The sequence below is a fragment of the Solidesulfovibrio alcoholivorans DSM 5433 genome, assembly GCF_000702665.1.
Taxonomy (GTDB): Bacteria; Desulfobacterota; Desulfovibrionia; order Desulfovibrionales; family Desulfovibrionaceae; genus Solidesulfovibrio; species Solidesulfovibrio alcoholivorans.
The window spans coordinates 46,816-71,877 of the sequence record NZ_JNJA01000001.1 but is presented as its reverse complement, the minus strand read 5'-3'; the positions used below and the strand labels follow the sequence as shown (position 1 = coordinate 71,877).

19 protein-coding genes are annotated in these 25,062 nt (G+C 69.0%); 14 read left to right on the top strand and 5 right to left on the bottom strand.

Annotation, left to right across the window (positions count from 1 at the left end):
* Positions 1 to 53: 53 nt before the first annotated feature.
* Together Q368_RS0100300 and Q368_RS0100295 are read left to right on the top strand one after the other, a co-directional pair.
* Entirely contained in the window at positions 54 to 1,397 is a 1,344-nt protein-coding gene (locus Q368_RS0100300; RefSeq protein ID WP_029456734.1) for an ArsB/NhaD family transporter, read from the top strand.
* 152 nt (positions 1,398 to 1,549) lie between these two features.
* Positions 1,550 to 2,302 (top strand): N-acyl homoserine lactonase family protein, encoded by a 753-nt coding sequence (locus Q368_RS0100295; RefSeq protein ID WP_029456733.1) that lies wholly within the window; start codon positions 1,550 to 1,552, stop codon positions 2,300 to 2,302.
* Between the two features lie 16 nt (positions 2,303 to 2,318).
* On the opposite strand, the gene Q368_RS0100290 is transcribed toward Q368_RS0100295, so the two are convergent.
* Positions 2,319 to 2,864: a hypothetical protein gene (locus Q368_RS0100290; protein WP_029456732.1), complete on the bottom strand. Its 546-nt coding sequence runs from the start codon at positions 2,862 to 2,864 to the stop codon at positions 2,319 to 2,321.
* Positions 2,865 to 2,951: 87 nt separating this feature from the next.
* A complete protein-coding gene (locus Q368_RS0100285; RefSeq protein WP_029456731.1) occupies positions 2,952 to 3,188 on the bottom strand; it encodes a hypothetical protein in 237 nt (78 codons plus the stop codon).
* A gap of 177 nt (positions 3,189 to 3,365) precedes the next feature.
* Here Q368_RS0100285 and Q368_RS0100280 point away from each other — a divergent pair, with 177 nt between their 5' ends.
* The 3 genes from Q368_RS0100280 to Q368_RS0100270 are packed head-to-tail and all read left to right on the top strand — an operon-like array spanning position 3,366 to position 6,607.
* Complete coding sequence (locus Q368_RS0100280; protein ID WP_029456730.1) at positions 3,366 to 4,508, top strand: AMIN domain-containing protein; 1,143 nt, start codon at positions 3,366 to 3,368, stop codon at positions 4,506 to 4,508.
* Positions 4,509 to 4,538: 30 nt separating this feature from the next.
* The gene (locus Q368_RS0100275; protein WP_029456729.1) at positions 4,539 to 5,624 is read left to right on the top strand and encodes an SGNH/GDSL hydrolase family protein; all 1,086 of its coding nucleotides are present in this window, start codon (positions 4,539 to 4,541) and stop codon (positions 5,622 to 5,624) included.
* Positions 5,621 to 6,607, top strand: coding sequence for a DUF1134 domain-containing protein (locus tag Q368_RS0100270; protein ID WP_029456728.1), 987 nt, complete (start codon positions 5,621 to 5,623; stop codon positions 6,605 to 6,607). Before Q368_RS0100275 ends, Q368_RS0100270 begins: the two co-directional genes overlap by 4 nt.
* A gap of 309 nt (positions 6,608 to 6,916) precedes the next feature.
* Here Q368_RS0100270 and Q368_RS0100265 read toward each other — a convergent pair whose 3' ends face one another.
* Both Q368_RS0100265 and amrB read right to left on the bottom strand, forming a co-directional pair.
* The gene (locus Q368_RS0100265; protein ID WP_084158627.1) at positions 6,917 to 8,035 is read right to left on the bottom strand and encodes a radical SAM/SPASM domain-containing protein; all 1,119 of its coding nucleotides are present in this window, start codon (positions 8,033 to 8,035) and stop codon (positions 6,917 to 6,919) included.
* Positions 8,032 to 9,252 (bottom strand): AmmeMemoRadiSam system protein B, encoded by a 1,221-nt coding sequence (amrB, locus tag Q368_RS0100260; RefSeq protein ID WP_029456726.1) that lies wholly within the window; start codon positions 9,250 to 9,252, stop codon positions 8,032 to 8,034. The genes Q368_RS0100265 and amrB overlap by 4 nt, the downstream gene beginning before the upstream one ends.
* 173 nt (positions 9,253 to 9,425) lie before the next feature.
* On the opposite strand from amrB, the gene Q368_RS0100255 reads away from it, so the two are divergent.
* From Q368_RS0100255 to Q368_RS0100215, 9 genes are all read left to right on the top strand, one after another.
* Positions 9,426 to 10,646: a glycosyltransferase gene (locus Q368_RS0100255; protein WP_084158626.1), complete on the top strand. Its 1,221-nt coding sequence runs from the start codon at positions 9,426 to 9,428 to the stop codon at positions 10,644 to 10,646.
* A 109-nt stretch (positions 10,647 to 10,755) separates the two neighbouring features.
* Complete coding sequence (locus Q368_RS0100250; protein ID WP_029456724.1) at positions 10,756 to 13,644, top strand: hypothetical protein; 2,889 nt, start codon at positions 10,756 to 10,758, stop codon at positions 13,642 to 13,644.
* Positions 13,637 to 16,162 carry a DUF2079 domain-containing protein gene (locus tag Q368_RS22800; protein ID WP_084158625.1) on the top strand — a complete coding sequence of 842 codons (2,526 nt, stop codon included), beginning with the start codon at positions 13,637 to 13,639 and terminating at the stop codon, positions 16,160 to 16,162. The genes Q368_RS0100250 and Q368_RS22800 overlap by 8 nt, the downstream gene beginning before the upstream one ends.
* Positions 16,146 to 19,019, top strand: a complete 2,874-nt coding sequence (locus Q368_RS0100240; protein ID WP_052359944.1) for a hypothetical protein — start codon at positions 16,146 to 16,148, stop codon at positions 19,017 to 19,019. The genes Q368_RS22800 and Q368_RS0100240 overlap by 17 nt, the downstream gene beginning before the upstream one ends.
* 12 nt (positions 19,020 to 19,031) lie before the next feature.
* Positions 19,032 to 20,294 (top strand): MATE family efflux transporter, encoded by a 1,263-nt coding sequence (locus Q368_RS0100235; protein ID WP_029456721.1) that lies wholly within the window; start codon positions 19,032 to 19,034, stop codon positions 20,292 to 20,294.
* Entirely contained in the window at positions 20,284 to 21,402 is a 1,119-nt protein-coding gene (locus Q368_RS0100230; protein ID WP_029456720.1) for a DegT/DnrJ/EryC1/StrS family aminotransferase, read from the top strand. The genes Q368_RS0100235 and Q368_RS0100230 overlap by 11 nt, the downstream gene beginning before the upstream one ends.
* 18 nt (positions 21,403 to 21,420) lie before the next feature.
* Entirely contained in the window at positions 21,421 to 22,476 is a 1,056-nt protein-coding gene (aroC, locus tag Q368_RS0100225; protein ID WP_029456719.1) for a chorismate synthase, read from the top strand.
* A gap of 501 nt (positions 22,477 to 22,977) precedes the next feature.
* The gene (locus Q368_RS0100220) at positions 22,978 to 23,211 is read left to right on the top strand and encodes a hypothetical protein (protein WP_029456718.1); all 234 of its coding nucleotides are present in this window, start codon (positions 22,978 to 22,980) and stop codon (positions 23,209 to 23,211) included.
* 9 nt (positions 23,212 to 23,220) lie between these two features.
* The gene (locus tag Q368_RS0100215) at positions 23,221 to 24,222 is read left to right on the top strand and encodes a DUF6976 family protein (RefSeq protein ID WP_029456717.1); all 1,002 of its coding nucleotides are present in this window, start codon (positions 23,221 to 23,223) and stop codon (positions 24,220 to 24,222) included.
* Between the two features lie 229 nt (positions 24,223 to 24,451).
* Here the strand turns inward: Q368_RS0100215 and Q368_RS0100210 are convergent, their stop codons facing one another.
* Complete coding sequence (locus Q368_RS0100210; RefSeq protein ID WP_029456716.1) at positions 24,452 to 25,048, bottom strand: helix-turn-helix domain-containing protein; 597 nt, start codon at positions 25,046 to 25,048, stop codon at positions 24,452 to 24,454.
* Positions 25,049 to 25,062: the final 14 nt, after the last annotated feature.

The window sequence follows — 25,062 nt, the reverse complement described above, 5'->3', positions numbered from 1 at the left end:
CGGACGCCACGCTGGGCCCTTGCCCCGCGACGCCAAACACCGGAAGAGTCGTCATGCTGGAAGCGCAACCCCTGTCCATCACGGTCGTTTTCGGGCTGGTCATCGTCTGCATCGCGCTCAATGTCGCCGACATGACGCTGCTCGCCATGCTCGGCCTGTGCGCGCTGACCCTTGGCGGGCTGGTCACCCACAACGACGTCTTCAACGCCATCCGGGCATCTTCGGGTTCCCTGGCGCTGCTGTTCGGCGGCATGGTCGTCGCCCGCGTGCTTGCGCCCACGGGCATCTTCGGCAACCTGGGCACGCGCTTCCTGCTCCTGACCGGCGGCAGCGGCCGGCGCTTCCTGCTGCTGCTGACGGCCATGACGTCCGTGGTCTGCGCCATCCTGCCCAACGCCACGGCGGTGATCCTCATCGCCCCCATCGTGATCGGGGTCTGCAAGGAGCTGGACACGGACTTCACGGGACCGCTGATCCTGACCGCCGTCATCAGCAACGCGGCGGGCCTGCTCACCCTCGTCGGCGACCCGGCGACCTTTCTGGTGGGGCAGGCCGCCGGCCTGTCGTTCACCGAATACCTGCGAAAGATCAGCCCCGGCGGGCTCCTCAGCATCCTCGTCGTGATTCCGCTCATGCCCCTGCTCTTCGGCCCCTGCTGGAAGGCCCGGCGCCGCCTTTCCGCGGACCTGCGCCCACAGCCCATCGCCCGCCCGGGGTTCTGCTTCCTCGCTCTGGGCGCCCTGGCGGTGATGGTCGCGCTCTTTCTCGTCGGAGACTTCCTGCCCGTCACCGTCGTTCCGCCGAGCGCGGCGATCATCGGCGCGAGCCTGGCCCTGTTCGCCCTGCACGTGTCCCGCTACGAATCCACCGAAGCCGTTTTCCGGGACATCGACTGGCGCACGCTGGTCTTTATTTTCTGCATGATGTGTTTCGTCGAGGAGATCACGAAAACCGGCATCATGAGCGGGCTGTCCCGCATGCTCTACGCCGGCGTCGGCGACCGCCTGCTCGAGGCGGCCCTGGTGCTCCTTGCGGCCATCGGGCTTTTGTCCGGGTTTCTGGCCAATATCCCCGTCGTGGCCGCGGCGGTTCTCCTCGCCAAGGGCTACATGGTCATGGCGAAGCTCGTCCCGGAATTCGCCCTGGGTTTCGGGTATTCTGACTGGCCCGCGGCGTCGCTGCCCGTGTTCGCGGGCATGATGTTCGGCGGTACGCTCGGCGGCAACGTCACCCTCATCGGCTCCTCGGCCACGCTGGTCGCCGCCGGCATCAGCGCCAGCCACGGCAAGCCCATCGCCTTTGCCGCGTTCATGCGCTACGGCGTGCCCATCGCCATGTGCCAGCTGGGCGTGGCGGCGTTCTACGTCTGGCTGCTGTCCCTGATGGCCCGGCCGTAGCTTTCGGTGTCGCGGTTTCGTTTTTCGCCCCGGGCAGGTTGCCAAGCGGGTGCGGCGGGACAATACTGCGTCAGGCTGCGGCGGGGCATTTCCGGCCCTTGGGCCATGGCCAAGACGGGCATCCTCCCCGGATGCCGCGCGCGGAGGACCGCATGGGCGCATTCGTGATTCATCCCCTGGTGCTGGGGACCAAGGAATTCGACAAGGGCATGATGACCTATCAGGTCGATTACGGGCAGCCCTACACCATTCCCATCTACGGCTGGTACCTGGAGGGGGGCGGCAAGCGCATCCTGGTGGACACCGGGGAGATGCGGCCCGTGATCTCCGAGGCGAGGGAGGCGGCCATCGGCGGCCCCATCCACACCTTTGCCGCGGCGCTTGCCCGTTTCGGCCTGACTCCCGCCGACATCGACGTGGTGGTGCACACGCACCTGCACAACGACCACTGCGAAAACGACGGCCTGTGCGAGAACGCCCTGTTTTACGTCCACGAAAAGGAGCTGGCCCACGCCCGCGAGCCGCATCCGCTGGATTACCGCTACAACGAGGAATACATCGAGGACGTGGCCGAGGCCGGGCAGATCGTGGCCCTGTCCGAGGATACGGAAATCGTGCCCGGGCTGCGCATGGTCCACACCCCGGCCCATACCGAAGGCGGCATGTCCGTGTTCGTGGACACACCGGCCGGTTCCGCCGTCATCAGCGGCTTTTGCGTCATCCGGGAGAACTTCTATCCGCCGAAGTCCGTGACGGCCCGCGAGATGGAGGTCATTCCGCCGGGCACCTGCGTCAACGCCTATGCCGCCTACGACATCGTGCGGCGCATCCGCGACGCGGCGGACATCGTCATCCCGCTGCACGAGCCGTCCTTCGCCACGGGCGCGCCCATCGGCGTCAAGTAGGGCAGGCGGCAGGCGCTCAGCGCGGGGGCAGGTTCGGCAGGATCTCGTTGGCCGCCTGGACGAGGCTCTTGCGCAGGGTGGGCTCGGCGTTGAGGAATTCCGCCACGGCCGTGGCCAGGGGCTCGGGAATGCCCGTGAGGTCGCGGATGCCGAGACGCGCGTCCACGGCGCGTCTGGTCTTCTTGTCGATGCGCACCACGGGCGCGAGATGGAAACGCACGGGCAGCGGATCGCCGCCGGAAACGAGCTTGCAGCGCACCTCCTGCTGGGGTAGGGCCACGTCGCCGCCGGCATGCACCCGGCTGATGACCTCGGAGCGGTCGGCGGTCAGGTCCGCGGCGCAGGAAATGTCGGATACGAGGCCGAAGGAGGAGGATTCGAGCCGGGCGCGCGTGGCCGCGTCCAGGCGGAAGCCTGTGCGGCAGGCGATGTGCTCGGCGCGGGGATTGTCGAACACCTGGCGGCAGGTGTCGCCGTCGAGCGTCACCCCGGCCTGGGCCGGGGCGCTGGTTAACAAAATGAGCCAGCCGACAACAAAGATAAACGGAATCGGTCGCGCCATGACGTCCGGCCTCCCTGGGGTGCGCCCGCAAACGGCGGTCGGCGCAGGCCTACGCCCTCCGGCTGCGGGCCGCAAGGGCGGTGCGGTTCATTTCTTCTCCCGGCCGCGTTTGCCGGCCTCGAACACCAGCTTGCCCACGCGCCGGCCAAGATCGGCCTGCCGCGCGCGCACCAGTGCCTCGGCCGCCTCGGCGTTGCCCTGGGAAGAGAGCAGGCTCGCCGACTCCAGGTCGCGCAGATGCCGCGCGCACTCCTTGACGAGGCTTGAGAGGTCGAGGGTTTCGATTTCCGGCGGCACCCGCACGGATCGGACCTTGTTTTGCATGCGGCCCTCCCGTTTCCGAAACGAAACACGAAAACGCGCCGTATTGTCAACGCATCCGCCGCCCCGGGCGGGCAGCGCCGGGCAGGGGCCGCCCCTTGAGGGAAACGGCAAGCTCGGGTAGCGTTGCCGCTCGAAAGCCGGATGCGAAGGCGTCGCGGCGACGCAGGAGAGAATAGCATGGCACTGACGCGCGGCGATAAAATGATCATCATCGGCGCGGTTGCGCTGGCCGCAACCGTGGTGCTGGGCCTTGCCATCCTCAAACGGCCGGGCCTTTTCTCGGGTGGCGCGACAACGCCGGTCGCGGCGGTTCCCCCCGCGCCCACGGCCGCCGCGCCCGTGCCCGCCGTCCTGGCCCCGGTCGGCGCGCCGGCCCAGTCCTCGGCCCCGGGCGCACCCGTTGCCGCCGCGCCGTCCGCCGCCACGCCGACGCCGTCCGTGCCGGCGACGGTTTCCCCGGCCCCGGCCGTACCGGCAAGCGCCGCCGCGCCCGTGGCGGATACGGTCGCGCCGGCTGCGTCCGCGCCTTCGTCCGCCAAGCCCGCGCCCCGGGCCGCAGCCCCGGGCGACGAGACCCTGGAAAAGATGTTCGCGGAAATCACCGGCGATACGCCGGCCAAGGGCACGTCCGGCAAGCCGTCGGGCAAGGCCGCGCCCCACGGGTCGCAGGCCGTTCCCGTCACGGCCCCGGCCGAACCGGCCCCCGCGCCCGCGCCGCCCTCCGTCACCACGGAGCCGGCCGCGACGGAGACGCCGGCCCCGGCGGAAACGTCCGCCGCCACGGACGTCGCGTCCGTGCCCCAACCCGTCCCGGCCAAGGGCAAAGGCAAGGCCAAGGCCGCCAAACAACCCGAACCCGTCGCCGCCAAGCCGGCCGCGACGGAACCCGCCGCCGCGCCCGCCCCGAAATCCCAGGCCAAGGCGCAGGCCAAGCCGGAACCCAAGGCGCTCATGGCCAAGACCCAGGCCGCCGCAGCCAAACAGACTGCCGCCTCGGGCACCGTGATCCGCGTCGTGGCCGAGGAAAAACCCGGCGAATACCAGCTCGTCGTCTACACGAGCAAGCCGCCCGCGAGCTTTACCAAGATGTTTCTGACCAATCCGCCCCGGCTGGTGCTCGATGTCGCCGGGTCCTGGAAGTACGTAGGCCCCGGGGCAAGCGACACGGGCAACGCGTTTATCCGCCACATCCGCGTGGGCACGCATCCGGACAAGTTCCGCGTGGTCCTCGACATGGCCCCGGACGCGACGGCCCGGCTGCGCGGCGCGCCCACGGCCGAACGCGTGCCCGAAGGCGTGGCCATGCGCATTCCCAAATAGCCCACACGGGCCGCAAAGGATCGACTCGCGGTGAAACGCTTCTTCAAGGCGACACTGAAAATCGTCAAATGGGCCGTCATCGGCCTGCTGTGCGTGGAGGCGCTGTCTTTCGCCGTGATCACCACGACCAACTGGATTATCTACGGCAACCTGCGCGAAGGACCCAAGGCCGTTTACGATCCGTATGCGCTTTTCCTTATGGAAAACGGCGTCTGGCCCACGGCCTACTCGAAATACGTGGACAACCACCCGGAACTGTCCAAGGTCATCTGGTTTTTCGGCGGTTCCACCATGCGCGCCAGCGCCGCGCCCTACGCCATGTCCATCCCGAGCCTCGTCGCCAGGAACCTCAACGAGACGGAAAAACCGTACGCGTTCAACTGCTTCAATTTCGGCGTCAATTCCTTCAACTCGCTGCTCGAGTCCAAGTACCTGGAAAAACAGTTCATCGAGTTTCCCATCCGGCCCGACCTCGTGGTCTTCTACGACGGAGCCAACGACGCCAACTACTTCGCCGTGCAAAAAACGCCCTACGCCCACGAAGGACGCGAACGCGTGCAGGGCGTCATCGAAAGCTACTACAAATCCGGCTACGGCATCCTCAAGCCTTTAAATGCCGCGTACTTCGCCTCGTTCACCCGCGAACTGCTGCAAAAGCTCCTCTACACCGCCAAGCCCGTGGACCCGAACTCCCCGGAGCTGGCCGCCTTCGTGGAGCTTACGGTCAAACGCTACGACTTCATCAACCGGCTGTGCGCCGCCGAGGGCGCGAAGTTCCTGCTCGCGCTCCAGCCGCTCTACTGGGTCGAGAGCTGCTCCGGCGTGGACGCCGCCGTGGCGGCGCAGGAAAAGGACACGATCCTCGGGCGCAAGACCTTCCCCCACGTGCGCGAGAACTTCATGACCGTCTACGCCGCCCTGGAGCGGGGGCTCGCCGGCAAACCGTATTTCGTCAACCTGCGCGAGGCGCTGTGCGGCCGTAACGCCCCGGCCTACACCGCCGACGGAGTCCACAACACCGACGCCGGCCGCGAAGGCATCGCGGCGGCCATGCTGCCGGCCATCCGCGCCCGGCTTTCCCTCCCCAAAACCGCAAACGACGGAGGACCGCAATGACACGCTTTGCCGTCACCTGCCTCCTGGCCCTCGCGTTGTCCCTTGCTTCGGGACCACCCGCCCGGGCCCAGTCCGATCTCAAGGAACGCAGCCTGAGCGATTCGCCCGCGGCGTCGCACAAGCCCGCCCCGGCGGCCACGCCGGCCGATCCGGCTCCCGCGCCCGCAGCGCAGCCCGGCGCGGCCACGGTGTCGCCCGCGCCCATGCCCGCCCAGACGCCCGCCGCGCCCGCGCCGACGTCCGTGCCCGTCGGCGGGCAGCAACAACAACCGGCATCCCCGCCGCCGGCTTCCCATGGCAGCACGCCCATCAACGGCCAGCCCGCCGGCACGCCGCCTCCACCACCCCCGCCCCCAGCGACCGGCGGCCAGGGCTATACGCCTCCGCCTCCGCCGCCCGGGCAGGGCTCCATGCCGCCGCCTCCCGGCAGCACGCCGATCAATGGCCAGACCAGCGTTTCGCCTCCGCCTCCGCCCCCGCCTCCGCCGCCCAGCAGGGAACAGACCTACAACCGGGATGAGGTCAACCGTGAAGTGATGGGCTTTTTCGACAGCGGGTCGCGCGGATTGGCGGAAATGGTGGCACGGGCCTTCCACGACCTCGGCCAGCCCACGGGATTCATCAAGGGCAGCGAGGCCGGCGGCGCGCTCGTGGTCGGCCTGCGCTACGGCTCGGGCACGCTCTACCTCAAGGGCCAAAAGCCCATTCCCGTGTATTGGCAGAGCCCGTCGCTGGGGATCGATCTCGGGGTCAACGCGGTCCGGGTGTTCACCCTGGTCTACGGCACCACCCATCCCAACGAGATCTTTCAGCGCTTCCCGGGCGTGGACGGCAGCGCCTATGTCCTGGGCGGCTTCGGCATGAACTACCAGCGCTCCGACAACATCACCCTGGCCCCGATCCGCTTCGGCGTCGGGCTGCGCCTGGGCGCGAACGTCGGCTACCAGCACTACACCCGCACCCAGGAGATCAACCCCTTTTAAGGGGTAGAAGCGTGGAATGCGGGGGAGGGAACCCCCTTTTTGTAAAAAGGGGGTTCCCTCCCCCGCATTCCCTCCTTTCCCGAAAAACTCTTCAAGGGGGGAGAAGGGCAGCCCAGGTTTTACCCCATCTCTCTTAAAATGCGGCGCTTCGCCGCTGGCGTCCGTGGTCGCGGAACTTGGCCGGGCGTGCTGGCCGGCTTTGCGGCCTGCGTCGCCCGGACGAATTCCGCGACCACATGGTCCGACGCAACGCCGTCCGACGTTCCCGCTTCTCTGCCATCCGTCCCCGTCGAGGGGGTCCGGGGGGCATCATGCCCCCCGGCCGCCGGAGGCCTCTTCGCCTTTCACCTCTTTCTCTCCCGTCCCTTTCCCCTGCCCTTGTCCATGCCTCTCCTCCTCAACCCCACCCTCCGCCTTCACCGTCACCAGGAACGACCGCCAGCAGCCGGCGCAGCCGGCCGGGGCGGTGTCGGTGTCGTGGGCGTAGCGGAAGTCGCGGTAGTCGGGCGCGTTCCAGATGGCGGGCAGCGGGGTGGTGTGGAGGTTGCCGCGCACGTCGCGGGGGAAGGGGATGTCGTGGCCGTGGAAGCGGTAGCTGGCGGGGTCGGGCAGAGGGACATTGCGCAGGGGGCAGGGGCTTATGGCTCCGTCCGCTGCCAGGAAGAGGCTCGAGCCCGGGTCGTCGGGGCAGTGGAAGCGCGCGACGCCGCCGTGGACGAGCTTGCAGTCCAGGGTGATGCCGCGTTGCGCGGCTTCGCGGGTGGCGGCGCGCATGGCTGCGGCCACGGCGTCGAAGCTCTCCTGGTCCTTGGGAACGAGGACGTCGTATTCGGTTTGCGGGCTTGTGGCGTAGGACAGCGGCCGCAGCTTGGCGCGCGCGACGCCGAGGCCTTCGAGGAAGCGGGGGAGTTGTTCCAGTTCGCCGGCGGCGAGGCCGGTGCGGGTCAGGGTGTAGCGCACGCGAATTTCCGGCGCGGCGGTTTCGTGTACGGCGCGCACGGTGTTGATGCGGTCGATGGCGGCGAGCACGGCGTAGAGGCTGGTGCCGCGCCGGCGGAAGTTGGTTTCCTCGGACAGGCCGGCCAGGGGGAAGACCACGGCGTCCAGGCCGTCGCGCACCAGGGCGTTGGCCTGGGCGTCGCCCAGGCGGCCGGCGTCGGTGACGAGGACGGTTGTCGCGCCTTTTTTCCGGGCGGCCGCGAGCATGGCCATGATGTCGGGATTGGCCAGGGGGTCGCCCCAGCCGTGGAAGCGCACTTCGGCCACGGCGTCGATGGCGGCCAGCGCTTTCTTGAAAAGCATGAGCGGCAGGTCGTGGTCGAGCCAGTGTTTCTTGTGGCCGGCGTGGATGGTGAAGCCGGTTTCGGCCCGGCTGCGCGAGGAGGCCTCGACGTGGAGGCGGTCGAGGATAAGCGGCGTACGGGTCATCGGGCGGTCACGGCGGCCGCGGCGAAGGTCACGGCCGAGGCGGTTTCTTTTTCGCGCATGATGTCGCGGCAAAGGACCGTCATGTCCGACGGCGGCAGGATTTCGGCCAGGGTGGCCAACGCGGTGAGGCCGCAGACGTTGAAGCGGTCCTTTACCCGCGCCGATTCGGCCCAGAAGGCTTCGGCGTCGCCTTTGCCCAGGGCGTCGAGCAGGGCCGCGTCGTGGGCCGTGGCCGCGTCCTCGAGCAACTGCGCCGGCTTGTCATGGCCGAATTTCGGGCCGATGTGGCAGAAATCCACCCCGGCCACGACCAGGGTGTCCGGCGCGGCCGCGAGTTCCTTGAGCGTTTCCAGGAACGGGCCGGCCAGTTCCAGGAACGCCGCGCGGGAAGCGTTGCCGGAGAGCGCCCCGAGCGGCGAGCCGCACAGCACCGGCACCAGCGAAAAGTCTGTTTCCCCAAACAGATGGCGCAAGAACACGGCCTGGAACTCCACGGAGTGCTCGTCGCGGTGCTGGAGGTCGCCGGGATCGACGGCCGCGCCGCCCGCCGCCTTGAGCCGGGCCACGGCCGTCGCGTCGGCGGGCACGTCGCCGAGCGGCGTGGCGTACGATTTGTCCGTCAGACAGTAGAGGCCCCGTATGATTTGATGCCCGACGCCGAGCACCACCACGCGCTTCGGCGCAAGCCCGCGCAGGGGGGCGTAGGCCGCGCCGTAGGCGGTCTTGCCCGCTTCGGGGTCGATGTGCGGGGCGATGATGCCGAGCAGGCGCGCGCCCGCGGGCAGGGCGGGAGGGGCCTGCGGCGCGAGGGCCAGGATGGCGTCGAGGTAGGGGGCGAGCAGCGCCCGGGTGTCGGGATAGGCCTGGCCGGCGAACACGGCCTCGCGCACGGGCTTGGCGGCGAAATCCGCCGCGGCCTGCGCCTTGGCGGCGCGGTAGCGTTCGGTGTCGAGCAGCCCCGCCTGGTCCAGCTCGGCCAGGACGGCGAGGATGTCCTCGCGCGAGACGCTGCGTCCGCCCTGAAGCGCCGTGATCTCCCGGGCCAGGTCGCCTAAGGAACGCAGGCCGTCCATGAGCGCGAGGATCGGCAACAGCCCGGGCGGTATGCCCGTGCCGTAGGGCACGAGCCCCAGCCGGTCGCGCACGAGGATCATCTGCCGGCCCTCGTGGTCGAAGGGAATGAATTCAAGGTCGTGTCTGGCCCGAGGGTGTTCCATGCGGTGCTTCCTTCTCCCGGAGTTTACCGAGGCTAGCCCAGGCCGCGACCCTTGGCAACGCCGCATGGCCGCGCGCCGAGGCCCGCCTTGATTTCCCCGGGCGATACGGCTACCTCAAGCCCCGACCGGCTCCGTCGCCGGCCCATCCTCGTAAAAGACCGCACAGGATCGCCATGCGCTTTGCCAAAGCACTCCTTATAAGCCACATCACCGATCTGGCCGGCCCCTCGGAAGCCCTGGAAAACTACCTGCGCCACCGCAGCGACGTGCTGGGCGTCATCTACCACCCGTTCCACTACTGCTCCGACCGCCGCTCCCTGGCGCGCAAGTACGTGGGCGGAAAGCTGGCCATGGACAAGCGCCGCATCGGCTGGGCCCTGCCCAACCTGCTGACCTACGTCAAGGACGCGCTGTGCTCGCTGGTCTTTTTCTTCCTGCTCGGCGGGCGCTACAACGACTGCGTGGCCTGCGATCCGCTCAATGCCGTGGTGGCCATTGCGCTCAAGAAATGCGGCCTGATCGACCGGGTGGTCTTCTACACCATCGACTGGATGCCCGGGCGCTTCGCCAATCCCGTGCTCAACAGGATCTACCACGCCCTGGACCGCTTCTGCGTGCGCCACTGCGACGCGGCCTGGAACATCTCGCCGCGCATCGTCGATGTGCGGCGTGAACAGGGCCTGCCCGACGCGCGCAACGTGCTCGTGCCCGTGGGCGTGGACCTGGAAAAGATCACGCTCGCGGACAAGGCGGGGCGCACGCCCCGCGACCTCGTGCTCCTGGGGGCGCTCAGCCCGTCCAAGGGCGTGGACCTGGTCATCGAGGCCTGGCCGCGCCTGCTTGCGCGCTTTCCGGAACTGCGCCTGCACGTCATCGGCAAGACCCCCAACAACGCCGTGGAGGACGGGGTGGTCTACGCGCCCTTCGAGCCGCGCCTGCGCGCGCTTGGCGATTCGGTGGTCCTGCACGGGGTCATGAACCACGACAAGGTGCTCGAAACCCTGCCGCAATGCGACGTGAGCCTGGCCCTGTACCGGCCCACGGACAACAACCTCTCGCGCTGGGCCGACCCCAGCCGCGTCAAGGACTACCTGGCCTGCGGCCTGCCCGTGATCATCACCGACGTGCCGGAGATCGCCAGGGACGTGGCGCGCGAAGGCGCGGGCATCGTGGCCGCCTACACGGCGCAGGCCGTGGAAGAGGCCGTGGCCGCCATGGTCGGCGACCCCGACTCCTGGCGCGCCATGGGCCGCGCCGCCGTGGCCTACATGGAGCGCTACCGCTGGTCGGCCATCTTCGACGCGTCCTTCGAAGCCGCCAGGAGAGGCGCCGCCTCTCCCGGACCGACCAAAAGGGGCTCCGCCCCTTCTGGACTTCCCCGCCGGGGGGCATGATGCCCCCCGGACCCCCTCGGCGGGGGGTAGAGGGGAGGCGCATGCCTCCAGGTGCGGCGGTATGGCGAGTTTGCCGGATGTTGGGACAGCGGGGCGCAAGAGAACAATGATGGGACGGAAGACGGCAGTCGTGCTCGGGGCCATGATCGCGCTCGCGATCCTGGTCCTGCTCGCGTTTTCCGGCGTGCTGTCGCGGCCGGGCATGGTCGGCCATACCTGGGACTGGGGCGTGCCGGCCTTTGCCGAGCAGTTCCGCGACATGGCCTGGCGGCACCTGTCCACCTGGGACGACTATTTCGAGACCGGCCGCTACCACTATTTCAAGCTCGAACTGCTCTATTGGTGGATTCTCTGGCCGTTTTCCGTGGCCGGCGGCGAGGCCGTATCCAAATGGCTGCCGCTTGTGCTCACCTTTTGCGCGGGCGCGGCCATGTGGCCCCTGGCGCGCCGCCAGGGCCTGTCGCCGCTTTACGCCGGGGTCGCCGCCGTCTTCTACGCCTTCTCGCCCTACGCCCTGTCGCGCATTGTGGCCGGGCACATGCCCATGCTCGCCGGCTACGCGCTCCTGCCGCTGGTGATCCTCGCCGCGCAGGCGCTCATGGCGCGCGTGGAGGACGCGAAGCCCGGCGTGGTCTATGACACCGTGCTGACGGGCTTTCTCCTCGGCCTCACTTCCCTGCATCCGGGCGTGGGCATGTCCGCCGCGGCCATGCTGACCATCGCGTTCGCCTGGCGCGTGCTGTGCGGCGGCAAGCGGCGGCTCACGCTCTGTGCCGTGTTCGTGGGCCTGGGGCTCGTGGCCGTGGCCATGAACATCCATTTCATGGCCCCCTTTGTCGGCGACTATTTCGGCAAGGGGGCGATCCGCCACGGCTGGGGCCTTTCCGTCTCGGCCGAGGGCGACGTGACCGTGGATACGGAGCTGCCCCGGCGCGAAGCCTACCACGAATCCACGAGCCAGCCCGTGGATGCTTCGGCGCTGCTGCGCCTGCGCCCGGGCATGGACACGGAATACGTCTACCCCATTCCGCACGGCCTCGGCGTGCCCTGGCACCTCGCCGCCGTGGCCGTGGCGCTTTGCGTCTTCGCCTACGCCTTCCGCGCGCGTAAAACCCCCGAGCTCTCGGCGCTTTTCGTCACGGCCGTGGTCGGCGTGCTGCTCGTTTCCGGCTCGCGCACCCTGCCGGGGATGCTTTTTTACCAGCTGGGCCTCAAGAAGACCCTGCCCATCCTGTTCGCGGCCTTTTCCAACACCACGCGCTGGCTGCCGCTCGTGGTGCTGCCCTATGCGATCCTTTTTGCCCGGGCCGCGGCCGACCTCGCCGCCGCGGGCCGGCCAAAGCTGGTCGGCGGCGCGGCCGCGCTCGCGACGCTGGTCTTCGTTTCGCCGTTTCTGGCCGGGGGGCTTACGCGCCCGTTCGACCCGGAGCGCGACATCCAGCCGCTGACCCTCAAGCAGACGCCCATCGGCCCGGATGACGCCGCGGTCTATACGTTTTTGCGCGACCGGCCCGACGCCTTCCGCGTGGCCTACCTGCCGCCCATCGGCATCACCTGGCCCGGGGAGACGCAGTCCACGTTCGAGTGGACTTCGGCCTATTCGCCCAAGCCCTTTTTCCTGGCGTTCAAGACGCACCCCCTGGCCGAGCCGGTCTTTAGGGGGCTCTACGCCGAACATCCGACCACGACGCTTGCCCGGCTGGCGGCGCTGGGGTCCTGCCGCTTCTTCGTCTACCCGCACTACGCCCACGCCTACACCTACGACGATTTCCAGCCGGCCTACGCCGCCCCGGACGTGGTGGACGGCTACAAGGACTACAAGCCCGTTTTCGACGCAAACCTGGCCCTGCAGCGCGGACTGCGCAAGCTGCCGCTTTTCGGGAGCGTGGACGTCTACGAAAACGAGGCGTTCCTGCCGCTGGTGCGCCCCGGCGACCGGATCGCGGCTGTCGAGCCCGTGGGCGGAACGCGGCCGGCCAATCCCGTGGTCGCCGCCCTGGCCGAGGAGGTGGCCCTGCCGGACTACGACCCGGGCACGGTCTACCTGCGCGCCGGCCGCGATCCCGTGTTCCTGGAATTTCTGGAAAAGATCATGGGCGACGGGCCGAAGAAAAGCCGGCTCCTCGTCGGCCGCGCGAGCGACGAAAGGCTCGTGGTCGAGCGCCGGCAGACGCCCATCGCCGCGCCGCGCGTGGAATTTCGCCGCCTCGGCCCGACCGCCGTGCGCCTGCGCGTCCACGGGGCCACGGAAGCCTTTCCGCTGATCTACCAGGAGACGTTCCACGCCGGCTGGAAGGCGCTGCTCGTGCCGCGCAAGGCCGGGGAACTCACGGGCGCGGGCGACGCCGCGCGGCTGCTCGCCGCCTATGTGCCGCCGCCCGCAGCGGGCACGGACGCGGCCTCGGCCAGGGAGCTCGGCGAGGCCATCGCCTCGGGTGCGGTCTCGACCCTGGGCGACGGCAGTCCGAAGGTCCGCAAGGGCTTCGTCTACGGGCAGGGTGGGGCGGTCAGCGGCGAAACGCGCGCCACCACCACCGTGGGCTACGTCTCGCGGCCCATCGCCGGGTCCATGCAAAACGACAACCTGCCCGGATTCCGCCTGACCGAAGCGTTTTTCCCCGGGGCGTACGCGCCGAAGGACGCCGAAACCCTGTCGCATCCCCTGGACCCGGCCGGCTGGGCCGTGACCGGGGTCGGGCAGGGCAAGCCCGTGACCTGGCCCGACGCCCTGCATCTCGAGGCCTACGGCTTCGCCAACGCCTGGTGGTTCGACCCGGCCATCCTGCGCCTGCTGCCCGAGGCCGGCCCGGAGACGCCGGGCTATTTCACGCGCCGCGCCGACGGCGGCCTCGACTTCGAGGTGCTGCTTTCCTTCGCCCCGCAAACTTCGTACCTCATGGGCCTTGCCGGCAGCGCCGCCGCCTACGTCGTCTGCCTTGCGGTCCTCGTCGCCGGACCTTTTTTTGCGGCAAAACGCCGGGAGAAACCCCATGCCTGACATCCACGCCCCCGCCACCCTGCCCGTGGGGACCGCCAACCGGGGATTCGGCGGCGCGGTCTTCTTCGGGCTCTTCGCGGTGTTGGCGGTCATGGCCTGCCTCAAATACCTGGCCCTGCACTCGACGGTCTTCGACCTCGGCGTCTTTCTCTCCAACCTCTATTCCCTGCATGCCTACGGCCAGTGGTGGCGGGCGTTTCTGGGCCATGCCCAGCCGCTTCTGCCCGTCTACGCCCAGGTCTACCGGCTGGTGCCAGACCAGGCCGCGCCGTTGCTGCTCCTGACGGCCCAGGCCTTCGCCCTGGCCCTGCCCGCGCTCTGGGCCGGGCGGCGCTACGGCCTGCTCGCGGCGGCCAGCTACGCGCTTTTCTACCCGGTCTGGACCAACGCGCTGTTCGACTTCCACCTCGACCACCTGCTCATCCCGATTCTCTTCGCCTTCCTGGCCGCGGCCACTTCCGGCCGGATATGGCTGGCCTTCGTCCTCGGGCTGCTGCCCGCCGTCGTCAAGGAGCCCTATGCCCTGACCACGGTCTGCTGCGGCGCGTATCTGCTGCTTTTCCAGGGGCGCAAGGCGGCAGGCTGGGGCCTTGTGCTGTGCGGGGGGCTCTATTTCTACGTCGCGACCGCCTGGCTCGTGCCGTTCTGCACCGCGGACGGCAATCTCGGCGCGCAAAGCGGGGCCTATGCCTGGCTCGGTGGCGGCCCGGGCGCGGCCCTTGTCACCATGTTCGCCCATCCCTTCACCGTGCTGGCCGAGGTCTTCGGTGTGCCGGGCAAGTGGAAATACATGGGCTTTCTGTTCGGCGCGCTGCTCCTTTTCCCGCTTTTTCGGCCCAAGCTCCTGCTGCCGGCCCTGCCCGCCCTGGCCTTGTCGCTGCTTTCCACCCACCCCAACTACTACGGCTGGGCCAACCACTACAGCGCTGGCGCGGCCGGGGCGCTTTTTTTCGCCTACTGCGAGGTGCTCGGCCCGGTGCGCATCCTGGCCAGGCAGTCCGGCATCGGTGTCCGCCGTTTCGGGTTTGCGCTTTTCGCCGCGCTGGGCCTTGTGCACGTGGCTCTGGCCCCGTCGCCGCTGGGGCGGCTGTTCTGGCTTTCCGACAGTTTCGCCTTTTCCATCGACGCCTACGAACCCACGGCCCGCGACGCGGCCATCCTGGCGGAGATGCTGCAAAACGTGCCTCGCGACCCGTCCCTTGCCGTGGTGTCGCAAAATAGTCTCAACTGGGGCGCCCTGGCCGAGCGTCAGGACTACAACAGCTTTCCGCTGGGGGTTTTCACACCCCACCCCGTGCGTGACCTCTCCAAAGCGACGCTTGCCGATTTCTGGCATTTCGTGCGCACGGGCCAGACCCCGAACCTGCCCGTGCGTTCCTGGCAGGCGCAGTACGTGATCCTCGACCTCAAACGCCCCTGGTTCGTCCTGGACCAGGGCTGCGAATATCAAAACGGTGCCTGCCGCGACGAGGAAGTGGCCCGGGAATTCAATTCCCTGGTCATCCGCGCCCGTCAGGAGCTGGAAATCGTGCATGACGAAGGGGGGCTGCTCATCTTGCGCCGGCCGCAACCCGCCACGCCCGCGCCGGCCTCCGCCACGCCGGCCGAGCAGCCGGCTCCGGCGGCCGGGACCGCCCCTGAAGGCGCGCCCCAGCCGACAGCGCCCGTTGCGCCGGCCGTGGTTCCCGGTGTTGCGGGACAGGCCCCGCAGTCCGGCCAGCCACAGCAGCCGCCCTCTCCGGCGACACCCGGCGCGCCGCCGGCCGTGTCTTCCTCGCCGGCCCCGGATGCGGGTGATGTCGAGGTCGAGGTGCTCGACCGCTTTCCGAGCAATTATCCCGGCAAAAAGGGCCGGACCGCCGCGCCCATGACCCATGAGGGCCAGCCGGCTCCGGGGCAGGCCCCGGCCTCGGGCGCGCAGCCCGCTCCGGCCGCTCCGGCCACTTCGGGCGTCGCGTCGCCCGACGCCGCCGCGCCCGAGGCACAAGGCGTGCCGAAAAAGGAGCGCCGTTCCCGCCGCCATGAAGTCCCGGCCTCGGGCGTGCCGGCCACGGATGCGCCGGCGGCAGGCGCGCCGGCCGCGCCGGGTGCCGGCCTTGCGCCGACGACCGGGAGCCAGGGCGAAACCGTCGCGCCTGACGCTACGCCCGACGCCGCGCCGAAAAGGGAGCGTCGCTTGCGGCGGCAGAAAGCGCCGGCAGAGGCCGCGCCGGTCGAAGCCGCGCCCACCGATGCCGGACAGGTCACGGGCGCGCCGGCCGGCGAGACGCCGGCGGCCGAAACGCCGCCCCGCAGGGAGCGGCGCAGTCGGCATAAGGCAGCTCCCACCGAGGTTCCGGCCGGAGCGGACACCCCGGTCACTCAGGGCCCGGGCGAGGGGCAGACGGTCGCCCCGGCGGGCGACGCCACGGACGCGCCCAAGCCCGAGCGCCGCGTGCGGCGGCGCAAAGCCCCGGTCGAGGTCCCGGCCCCGTCGCCGGCCCCGGGCGAAGGAGGCGAGCGTGCGCCTGCGCCGTAGCCCTCTGCCGCTGCTTTCCTGGCTTGCGGCGGGTCTGCTCCTTTTGGGAGCCGCGCCGGCTGCGGCCATGCATCTCGATCCCAAACCCGAGCGCGCCCCGGTGCGTCTGCCGGACGGGCTTTTCGCCGCGCAGGGCGACGTGGAAGGACTCCTTCGCGTCAAGCTCTTCACCAAGAAGGTCAAATACTCCCGCGTGCTGGAGACCGCGCCGCTGGCCTGGGCGCAAAAAACCTCCCCGGACGGCTCGCTGGCCCTGAGCACGGCCCAGGGCAGGGAGGCCATCGCCTTCGGGCACTTCAACGAGGTGGCGCTCGACGTGCGCGACGCAAACCCCGGCAATCCCACCCTGGCCGCGCTCACCGTGCGCGCCCCGGACGGCCGGACGTTCGCCAGCGATCCCCTGGAATGCGTGGACCGCCTCGGCGCGGCCTACCTGGAAAGCGTCGCAGGCAAGGACGCTTCCGTACCCGTGGCCCGGGCCGAGTGGGCCGACAAGACGCCGCTGTACCTCCTGCGCCGCCTGCTCGACCTGCCCCACGACGCCGTCTGGCGCACGGCCGAGGACGGCCCCTCCACCTTCTTGCAGCGCCGCTTCGACCGCGACCTCCTCGACATCGGCGCGGTGGACCTCATCCTGCGCCGGCCGGCCCCGGTGCAGGTCAATCTCGTGGCCGCGCTGGACCCGGCGCAACCCCGCCAGCGCACCGTGCTCGACTGGTACGCCCTGGCCAAGCGCAGCTTCGAGCTGCCCGACGGCCGCACGGTGCTGCGCGTCTACGTCGGCCGCTATCTGCGCGCCCGCTATCCCGGGCTCAAGGCCGCCAAACTCAAGGAAATAAGCCTGATGTTCTTCCGCCAGGGCGAGGCGGAGGTCCGGCGCGACCGGGTGGTGGAGCGTCTGGTCTTCGTCCCCACGGGCCTCGACCCGGCCTGGATCGCGGCACACGGCCTGCCCGGGCGCTTGCCGACGCGCGTGCGCGAGCCGTTTCCCGGACTGCGCCGCGTCTTCGTCAACATCGCCCCGGCGGCCGCCGCCCTGGGCAGTGCCCCGGACGCGACGGCCACGACCGCGCTGCGCCTGACGCCCATGGCCCCGGGCCTCTCCGGCGGCGGCGCGCTCGAAAGCGCGGCCCTGGTCCTGGTTTCCCCGCGCCGCGACACCCCGGCGTTCCTGGCCGCCGCCGACGAGCTGGCTACCGGGCTCGGCGCGGCCCCGGACATCGACCGCGCCGACGGCGGCGTGACCGTCCAGGCGCTGTGGAGCCTCGCCTCGCCCTTCGAGGCGGTTTCCGGCCGCTCCCGCGTCGGGCAGGTCCGCGACGCCACGCCGGTTTTTCTTTCCGGCGGCGAGGGGCTGTTCAAGGCCCAGGGAGGGGTGCGCCTTTACCGCGAGCCGCGCGGGCTCGTGATCGAGGGCCGGGCCAGGGAACTGGCCATCCCCGTGGACGCGGCCTTTGCGCCGGCCCATGACGCCGCATACTTTTTTCGCCTGGACATCGGTGCCTGTCCGGGTCTGGCCGGTGTGAACCTCGACGTGTTCGCGCCGGGCTCCGGCGCGCCCCAAACCTACGCCCTGCGCCCGGGCGCGCCCACGCCCCTGCCCGATCTTCCGGCGCGGGTGGCCCGGGCCGAACTGCGTTTCACCTTCACAGGCCGGGAATTTTCCCTGCCGCTGAGCCGGGCCGTGCTCGCCGCCGTGCCCGCGGTCGCGCCCCACGAGGGGCTTTACGAAGCCAAGCTCCCCTGGCCCGTGGCCACGGCAGGCATCCTCGAGCAGACGGGGGAGGGGCGCTACGCGGCCACGCCGCTGACGCCGTTCGGCCGTTTTTCCTGGCTGACCGCTGCCTACGGCCTGATCGGCAATCCCGTGGCCATTTCCGTGGACGGCGGCGCGCCGGCCGTACCCGACACGCGTTCGGGCATCGTCGCCGGCCGGCTCCCGGACGGGGACGGCGCGGCGACCCTTGCCGTCTCGGGCCTGGGCGGCCGGGCCGCGAGCATGCTGGAACTGGCCGATCCGGGCTTTTCCGGGCAGGCCGCGGCGGGGTGGAAGGACTTTTTCGCGGCCGCGCCCCTGGCGGCGCTCGATGGCAGGCCGTACCGGCCGGGGCCGGTCTCCGGGGAGGAAGCCCGCCGCCTGCACGAGGCCGACGACTGGTTCTCCCTTGGTCAGGCATCCCTTGCGCCCAAGGCCGCTTCGGCGCGCTTTTTCGCCCATCCCTGGTACGGCGTGTCCGCGCTGTGCTTCGAGACGGACCGGCCCGTGGACCTTGCCCGTTTCGCGGCCGCGCCGCGCAGCGGATCGGGCGGTGGACCGGGCACGTTGTCGCGCGCGGTCGTCGCCCTGGTCGCGCTGCTCGCCCTTGGCCTTGGCCTGCGGCTTGCCGGGCGAGAGCGCCTTACGGCCCTGGCGCGCCGGCCGGCGGTCTGGCTGGCCGCGTTTCCGGGCAAGGGCCCGCGGGCGAGGCGGCAGTTTGCCTGGGGCCTTGGCGCATGCCTGTGCCTGGCCGCCGCCGGCCTGCTCCTCGGGGCCGTGCCGGGCAGGGTGGTGCTGGGGCTTGCGGCGGCCTGCCTGGTTCCGGTATGGCGGGTTGTCGCGCCGCTCGCCGCCGCGCGCGTGGCCGGAAAGTTGCCCGCTCTCGGCGGCTGGTTTTGCGGCGAACCGGGCCGGCTCTATTTCGGCGGCTTCGCCCTGTCCCTGATCCTGGCCGCCGTGCTGCGCGAGGCGATGCTGGCCCGGGCCTCGGAATTTCTGGTCCAGGCAGGGCTCTACTGTTTCCTGGCCGGCCTTTATCTCCAAGCCGTCCCAGGCCGGGACGCATCCCAGGCGGCCTCCCGCGCCGATACCCGCCCGTAAGGACGTGCACGCGTGAAACGCTTTCTTCGGCAGAACATCGTCATCCTCTTCCTGCTCAACTCCGGCAACCTGTTCAATTACCTGTTTCAGCTGGTGGTGGGCCGCAACATGAGCCCGGCCGATTTCGGCGGCTTCAACGCGCTCAATTCCACCATGGTCATCTTCGCCGCGCCGCTGGCCATCGTGCCCCTGGTCATGGCCCGCTTCACGGCGCGCTTCGCCATCGCCGACATGGGGCTCGTGCGTTCGCTGTTGTCCCGGGCCGGGCTTTGCGCCACGCTGCTCGCCATGGTGGCCTACGGCATCGGCGCGGCCTGCCTGCCGCTGCTCCAGGCGTTTCTGCACATCGACTCGGCCACGCCCGTGCTGCTCATGCTCGGGGTCATGGCCGGCTCGTTCGTGCTGCCCGTGCCCTGGGGCATGTTGCAGGGCTTGCAGCGCTTCACGGGCTACGGCATCGCCGGCGCGTCCAACGCGCTCTTTCGCCTCCTGGGCGCGCTCCTTTTCGTCATGGCTTTGTCGTGGGGCATCAACGGCGCGCTGCTTTCGAGCCTTGCCGGCATTGTCGCGGCCATCGCGGTCAACTGCGTTTTCTTGCGCGACGTCTTCCCCCTGCGCGGCTCGCCTCTGCCCAAGGGGCTGCTCAAGGAAGTGGGCACGTATTCCGTGGGCATGCTCGTCTCCTCGGTCATCGTCATGATCCTCGGCAACCTCGACCTCGTGCTCGTGCGCCACTACTGCGACGCCGAGGGGGCGGGGCTCTACGCCACGGCCGCGATCCTCGGGCGCATCGCCTTCTACCTGCCCTCGGTGCTCATGAGCGTGCTTTTCACCGAGGCGGCCACGGCCAAGGAGTCCGGACGCAACGACCTGTCGTCGCTGTGGATGTCCATGGGCCTCACGGCGCTTCTGGGCGGCGGCTTCGCGCTCTTCTGCCTTGTCGCGTCCTCGTTTGTGGTCAAGATTCTCTTCGGCGCGAGCTACACCGCGGCCGGGCCGCTGCTGACCGTCATCAGCGCGGCCATGGCCCTGCTCGCCGTGGCCAATATCCTCTTCGTCTATTTCCAGGCCCGCTCCGAATTCGGCTTCGTCTGGTTCCAGGTGGCCGGGGTGGGACTTTTCCTGGGGCTCGTCGCGGTCTACCACGACACCCCCATGACCGTGGCCTGGCTGCTTTTTTCCGGCATCGCCGTCATGCTCCTGGGCTCGCTCGGCTGGCTGCTGCTGCGCGTGCGCGCCCGCAATAAAACCAAGGAAGTCTCCCATGCAGGTTGAGTTCTACCGCCACAGCCTCGACGACAAGGACGTGGACAACGTCCTGTCCGTGCTGCGTTCCGTCTTCCTGACCTCCGGCCCCGTGGGGGCGAAGTTCGAAGCCAAGTTCGCCGCCTATACCGGACTGCCCCACGTGGTGGCGCTGTCCTCGTGCTCCGGGGCCATGCACCTGGCGCTGCTCGCCCTCGGCCTCAGGCCCGGGGACGAGGTCATCACCACGCCCATGACCTTCATCGCCACCTCCACGGTCATCATGCACTGCGGAGCGAAGCCCGTGTACGTGGACGTGGAGCCGGACACGGGGCTCCTCGACGCCGCGAAGGTCGCCGCGGCCGTCACCCCGCGCACCCGGGGCATCCTGCCCGTGCACCTCTACGGGGCCATGTGCGACATGCGCGCCCTGGCCGCCGTCGCCGAGGAGCACGGACTTTTCATCGTGGAGGACTGCGCCCACGCCATCGAGTGCTCGCGCGACGGCGTGCGCCCGGGCGAGCTCTCCGCCGCGGCCTGCTACAGCTTCTACGCCACGAAAAACCTCACCTGCGGCGAGGGCGGGGCCATCGCCTGGCACGACGCGGACAAGGCCGCGCTGTCGCGGCAGCTGGCCAACCACGGCATGAGCAAAAACGCCTCGGGCCGCTACCACGGCAAGTACGAGCACTGGGACATGGTGGCCGAGGGCTGGAAGTACAACCTCGACGACATCCGCGCGGCGCTGCTCGTGGACCAGCTCGACCGTCTGGACGGCCTGCATGCCCGCCGCCAGGAGATCGTGGCGCGCTACGACGCCGGTTTCGCCGGCGCGCCGGGCATCGTGCGGCCGCGCGCGCCCGGCGTTTCCGCCCACCACCTCTACACCTTGTGGGTTGATCCCGAGCGCCGTGACGCCATCCTGCACGAGCTCAAGGGCCGGGGTGTGGCCGTGGCCGTCAACTACCGCGCCATCCACACGCTTTCGTTTCTGCGCGACGCCCTGGGTCACGCGCCCGGGGACTTCCCCGAGGCCGACCGCATCGGGCGCTCGACCATCACCCTGCCCCTGTACCCCAAGCTCACGGACGAGCAGATCGACTACGTTGTTGAAACCGTGCGCGACGTGGCCAAATAGCGCGTTCCCGGAGGCACCATGCACGGCAGCACGTTCGGCGACCTTTTCCGCCTCACCACCTATGGCGAGTCCCACGGCCCCGCCCTTGGCGGCGTTATCGACGGCTGCCCCCCCGGCGTGCCGCTCGACGAGGCCGTGATCCAGCGCGACCTCGACCGCCGCCGCCCCGGTGCGGGCGGGCTCACGGGCACGGCGCGCAAGGAGCCCGACGCCGTGCGCCTGCTTTCCGGCGTGTTCGAGGGCGAGACCACGGGCACGCCCATCGGTTTCGTCATCGAAAACACCAACCAGCGCTCCGGGGATTACGAGGCGGCGAAAAACCTGCTGCGCCCGGGCCATGCCGACGGCACCTACCTGGCCAAGTACGGCCGGCGCGACTACCGTGGCGGCGGCCGGGCCTCGGCCCGGGAGACCGCGGCCCGGGTCGCGGGCGGGGCCGTGGCCGGGGCCATGCTGGCCGCGTGCGGCGTGACGGTCGTGGCCTACACGGTGGAATTCGGCGGCATCCCCTGCGCCGTGGCGGATGCCGACGGCGCGGCCGGGCGAGCCTTTTGCGCGGCCGATCCGGCCGTGGTTCCGGCCTGGGAGGCGCGGGCCAGGGAAGCCATGGCCTCGGGCGACAGCCTGGGTGGCATCGTCGAGGTACGGGCCACGGGCGTGCCCGCCGGGCTTGGCGAACCGGTCTTCGACAAACTCGACGCGCGGCTCGCCTACGCGCTCATGGGCGTGGGCGCGGTCAAGGGCGTGGAGATCGGCAACGGCTTCGCCGCGGCGCGCCTGACCGGCTCGACCAACAACGATCCCATCGTCACGCCGCCCGAGTCCAACAACGCCGGCGGCATCCTGGGCGGCATCTCCAATGGCCAGCCCGTGATCGCGCGCGCGGCGATAAAGCCCATCCCCTCCATCGCCGTGCCCCAGCGCACCTCGGACGTGGCCGGCAATCCGGCCGAGATTGTCGTCGGCGGCCGCCACGACCGCAGCGCCGTTCCGCGCGTGGTTCCGGTGCTGCGGGCCATGGTGCTGCTGACGCTGGCGGACATGGTGCTTCTCCAGCGTCGCGTGCGCGCCTGAGGCTTGCCTTGGATTCCCTGTAGACCATGCAAACATCTTGCGTCTCAGCGTCGCGTGCGGGCCCGAAGCTCGCCGGCCGGGTGCGAAATACGAAGCTGGCGTTCGTGTTCCGGTTCGGTGTCTTTTCCTGGAGCGGGCTGTTTCTTTTTGACCCGCAGAGGACTCCTTCTGCCCCAATTCTCCCCATATCTGATATTTTGTTGTAATAATTAACTATTATTTGTTTTCCCCGCATGCGTGTGCCTTCCTGAAGTCCCTGATCGTGCGATTTTGGCTTGAATTTTCTGCCATATTCTTCTAAGATTACAATAACCATCAGGTTTTGTGCAATTTTTTTCGTGGTGCGATCCTTGCTTGCTGTCTGAGGCATTCACACGAAAACGTTGCTCCGGGACTCCTCAGCGGGTCCAGGCCAGGTTCGGCCGTCGCGGGTTGGGTCGCAACGGAACGGGATTTCACGTAGAAGGAAGATCGCGCTGCCGCATAATGAAGGAGGCGAATATGGATGTACCCAGCAAGAGCAATCAGGCCTGGAAAGACATCATCACTGGGAAAAAGACGTATCAGCTCAAATTTCTGGCTGCGAAGATACTGCTTGGCAGGCTGACCAGAGCGGTCAAGGAAGATCCCTCGCCTGACAATATCAACGCCAGCGTCGATCAACTGTACGCGATTTTTGCCAACAACGTGAACATGCCGAGCGTTCAGGACGATCTGAAAACTATTTTCGGCTAGGAGGGCGATATGCGACAGACCATTTCCAGCGTAGCAGACGTCAAGCAGATGATCGAGTCGGGACGCAAGCTCCTTCTGGCCGGCGACGAGGACGCGTTGCAGCAGCTCCCCAAGGGCGATTGGATTGCCGGAACCATCCCCTATTTCATCTCCGCCGAGAAGGGCGGCATGGTCAGTCGTGACATGATCTGCGCCACCGATATCACCGATATCGTGGCCTCCATCGACATCGTCGCCTACGACGAAAACAGTCTGGCCCGGGTCTATGCCGAAGGACCCAAGCACGGCTTCAGCTTCATCATCATTCCCGCCGCCAGCAAGACCCATTTGGCCTTTGCGCTCAACGGCCCCAACTACAAGGATTTCGGCGTGCGTCCCCTCATCGGTTGGATCGCGGGCGTGCATCTGAGCGACCTCGGCAAGAAGACGCCCAAGGTCGTCAACGGCCAGACCGGCGAGATGCTGGAAGAAGGCGCCCTGGTGCTTCAGGCCCAGCTGCCCGAAGGCAAAGTGGCCGAGATCGGCATCATCAATCTCTTCGAGCAGGGCGACGGCGACATCCTCACCTTCAACGCCGACGGATTCGCCGCCAAGGAAGTGATGGTCAACGGCGAAAAGCGCAACTTCGCCGCCTACATCGTCAAGAACAAGCTCGACACCAAGCTGCCGCTCGTGGCCGACTACTACGGGGCCATGGTCAACATCAGCTTCCAGGACGTGGACGAGGTGGAAGGCCAGGTGAAGTTCTACGCCCCGGTCTTTTCGGGCATCCGCTACAAGCATGCCCGGCCCGTGGCCGACTACGTCAAGGGCTTCAACGACCGCCTGAGCAAGGAATGCTCCATCGAATCCAGCCGGGTGGCCTTCTCCTGCAACTGCATCCTGAACTACCTCTATTCCGAACTGGAAGGCAAAAAGACCGATCCCTTCACCGGGCCCGTGACCTACGGTGAGATCGCTTACCAGCTGCTCAACCAGACCCTGGTCTATCTGGAGATCATGGACGTCTAGCGCCTCCGAACGATGGCCCGGCCGGCACCTCGGCCGTCAGGGTCCGTTTCAGACGCTTTAGCCCAAGCCGCCACCGCCACCGGAAGGCGGGCCGACGTTTCCGCGGCGTCGGGGCGGTTGCCGGGCCAAGCGAGAGCCCTCGAGGAGTGGGAGGCTGGAACCCCGGTTGGCAGACCGGGGAGCCGGCCTCCCCTTTATTTGGTCCTGCGTGCGGTTCGCGGAGGGGGATTCAGGACGGGGATTCGTCGCGGCGCAGGGCGTTGATCTTGTCCACGAGGTAGTTCTCGAGCTCGCGGCGATCCTTGCGCAGGCGCACCAACTCCGTTTCGAGCAGGCGCATCTTCTCCGAAAGCGACGCGTTTTCCGCGCGCACGGCCGCCAGTTCCGACTCCAGGGCCGCCGCTTGCGCGCCGGAAAGGCCCGGATGGACGGGCGCGGCCAAGTCCTTCAAATGTACCGCCAGCGAGCGCGCGATTTCCGCCCCGATATGCGCGGCCATGGCCAGGGCGGCGTCCCTCGCGGGCGGCGTGGCCATGGCCGCGGGCTCGGAAACGGCCTCTGGCGCCGCCCCGGGCTCCACGGCGACGTTGACGGGATAGGTGCGCGCCAGGGTGGCGCGCACGTCCGCCGAGGACATGCCCTGGGCGAGCATGCGGCCGATGGCCCGAAAAATGTCCAGGGCTTCGGCCCGGAACCGCTTGCCCCGGCCGCGACCCACGCTCGGCAACACGTCGTCGAAACGGTTCTTCCAATAATGCAGGGTGGATTCCGGCACATCCAGCGCCTTGGCGATGGCGGCGATCGAATACAGGCGAGTCTCGGCCACGCAGCGTTTCCCCC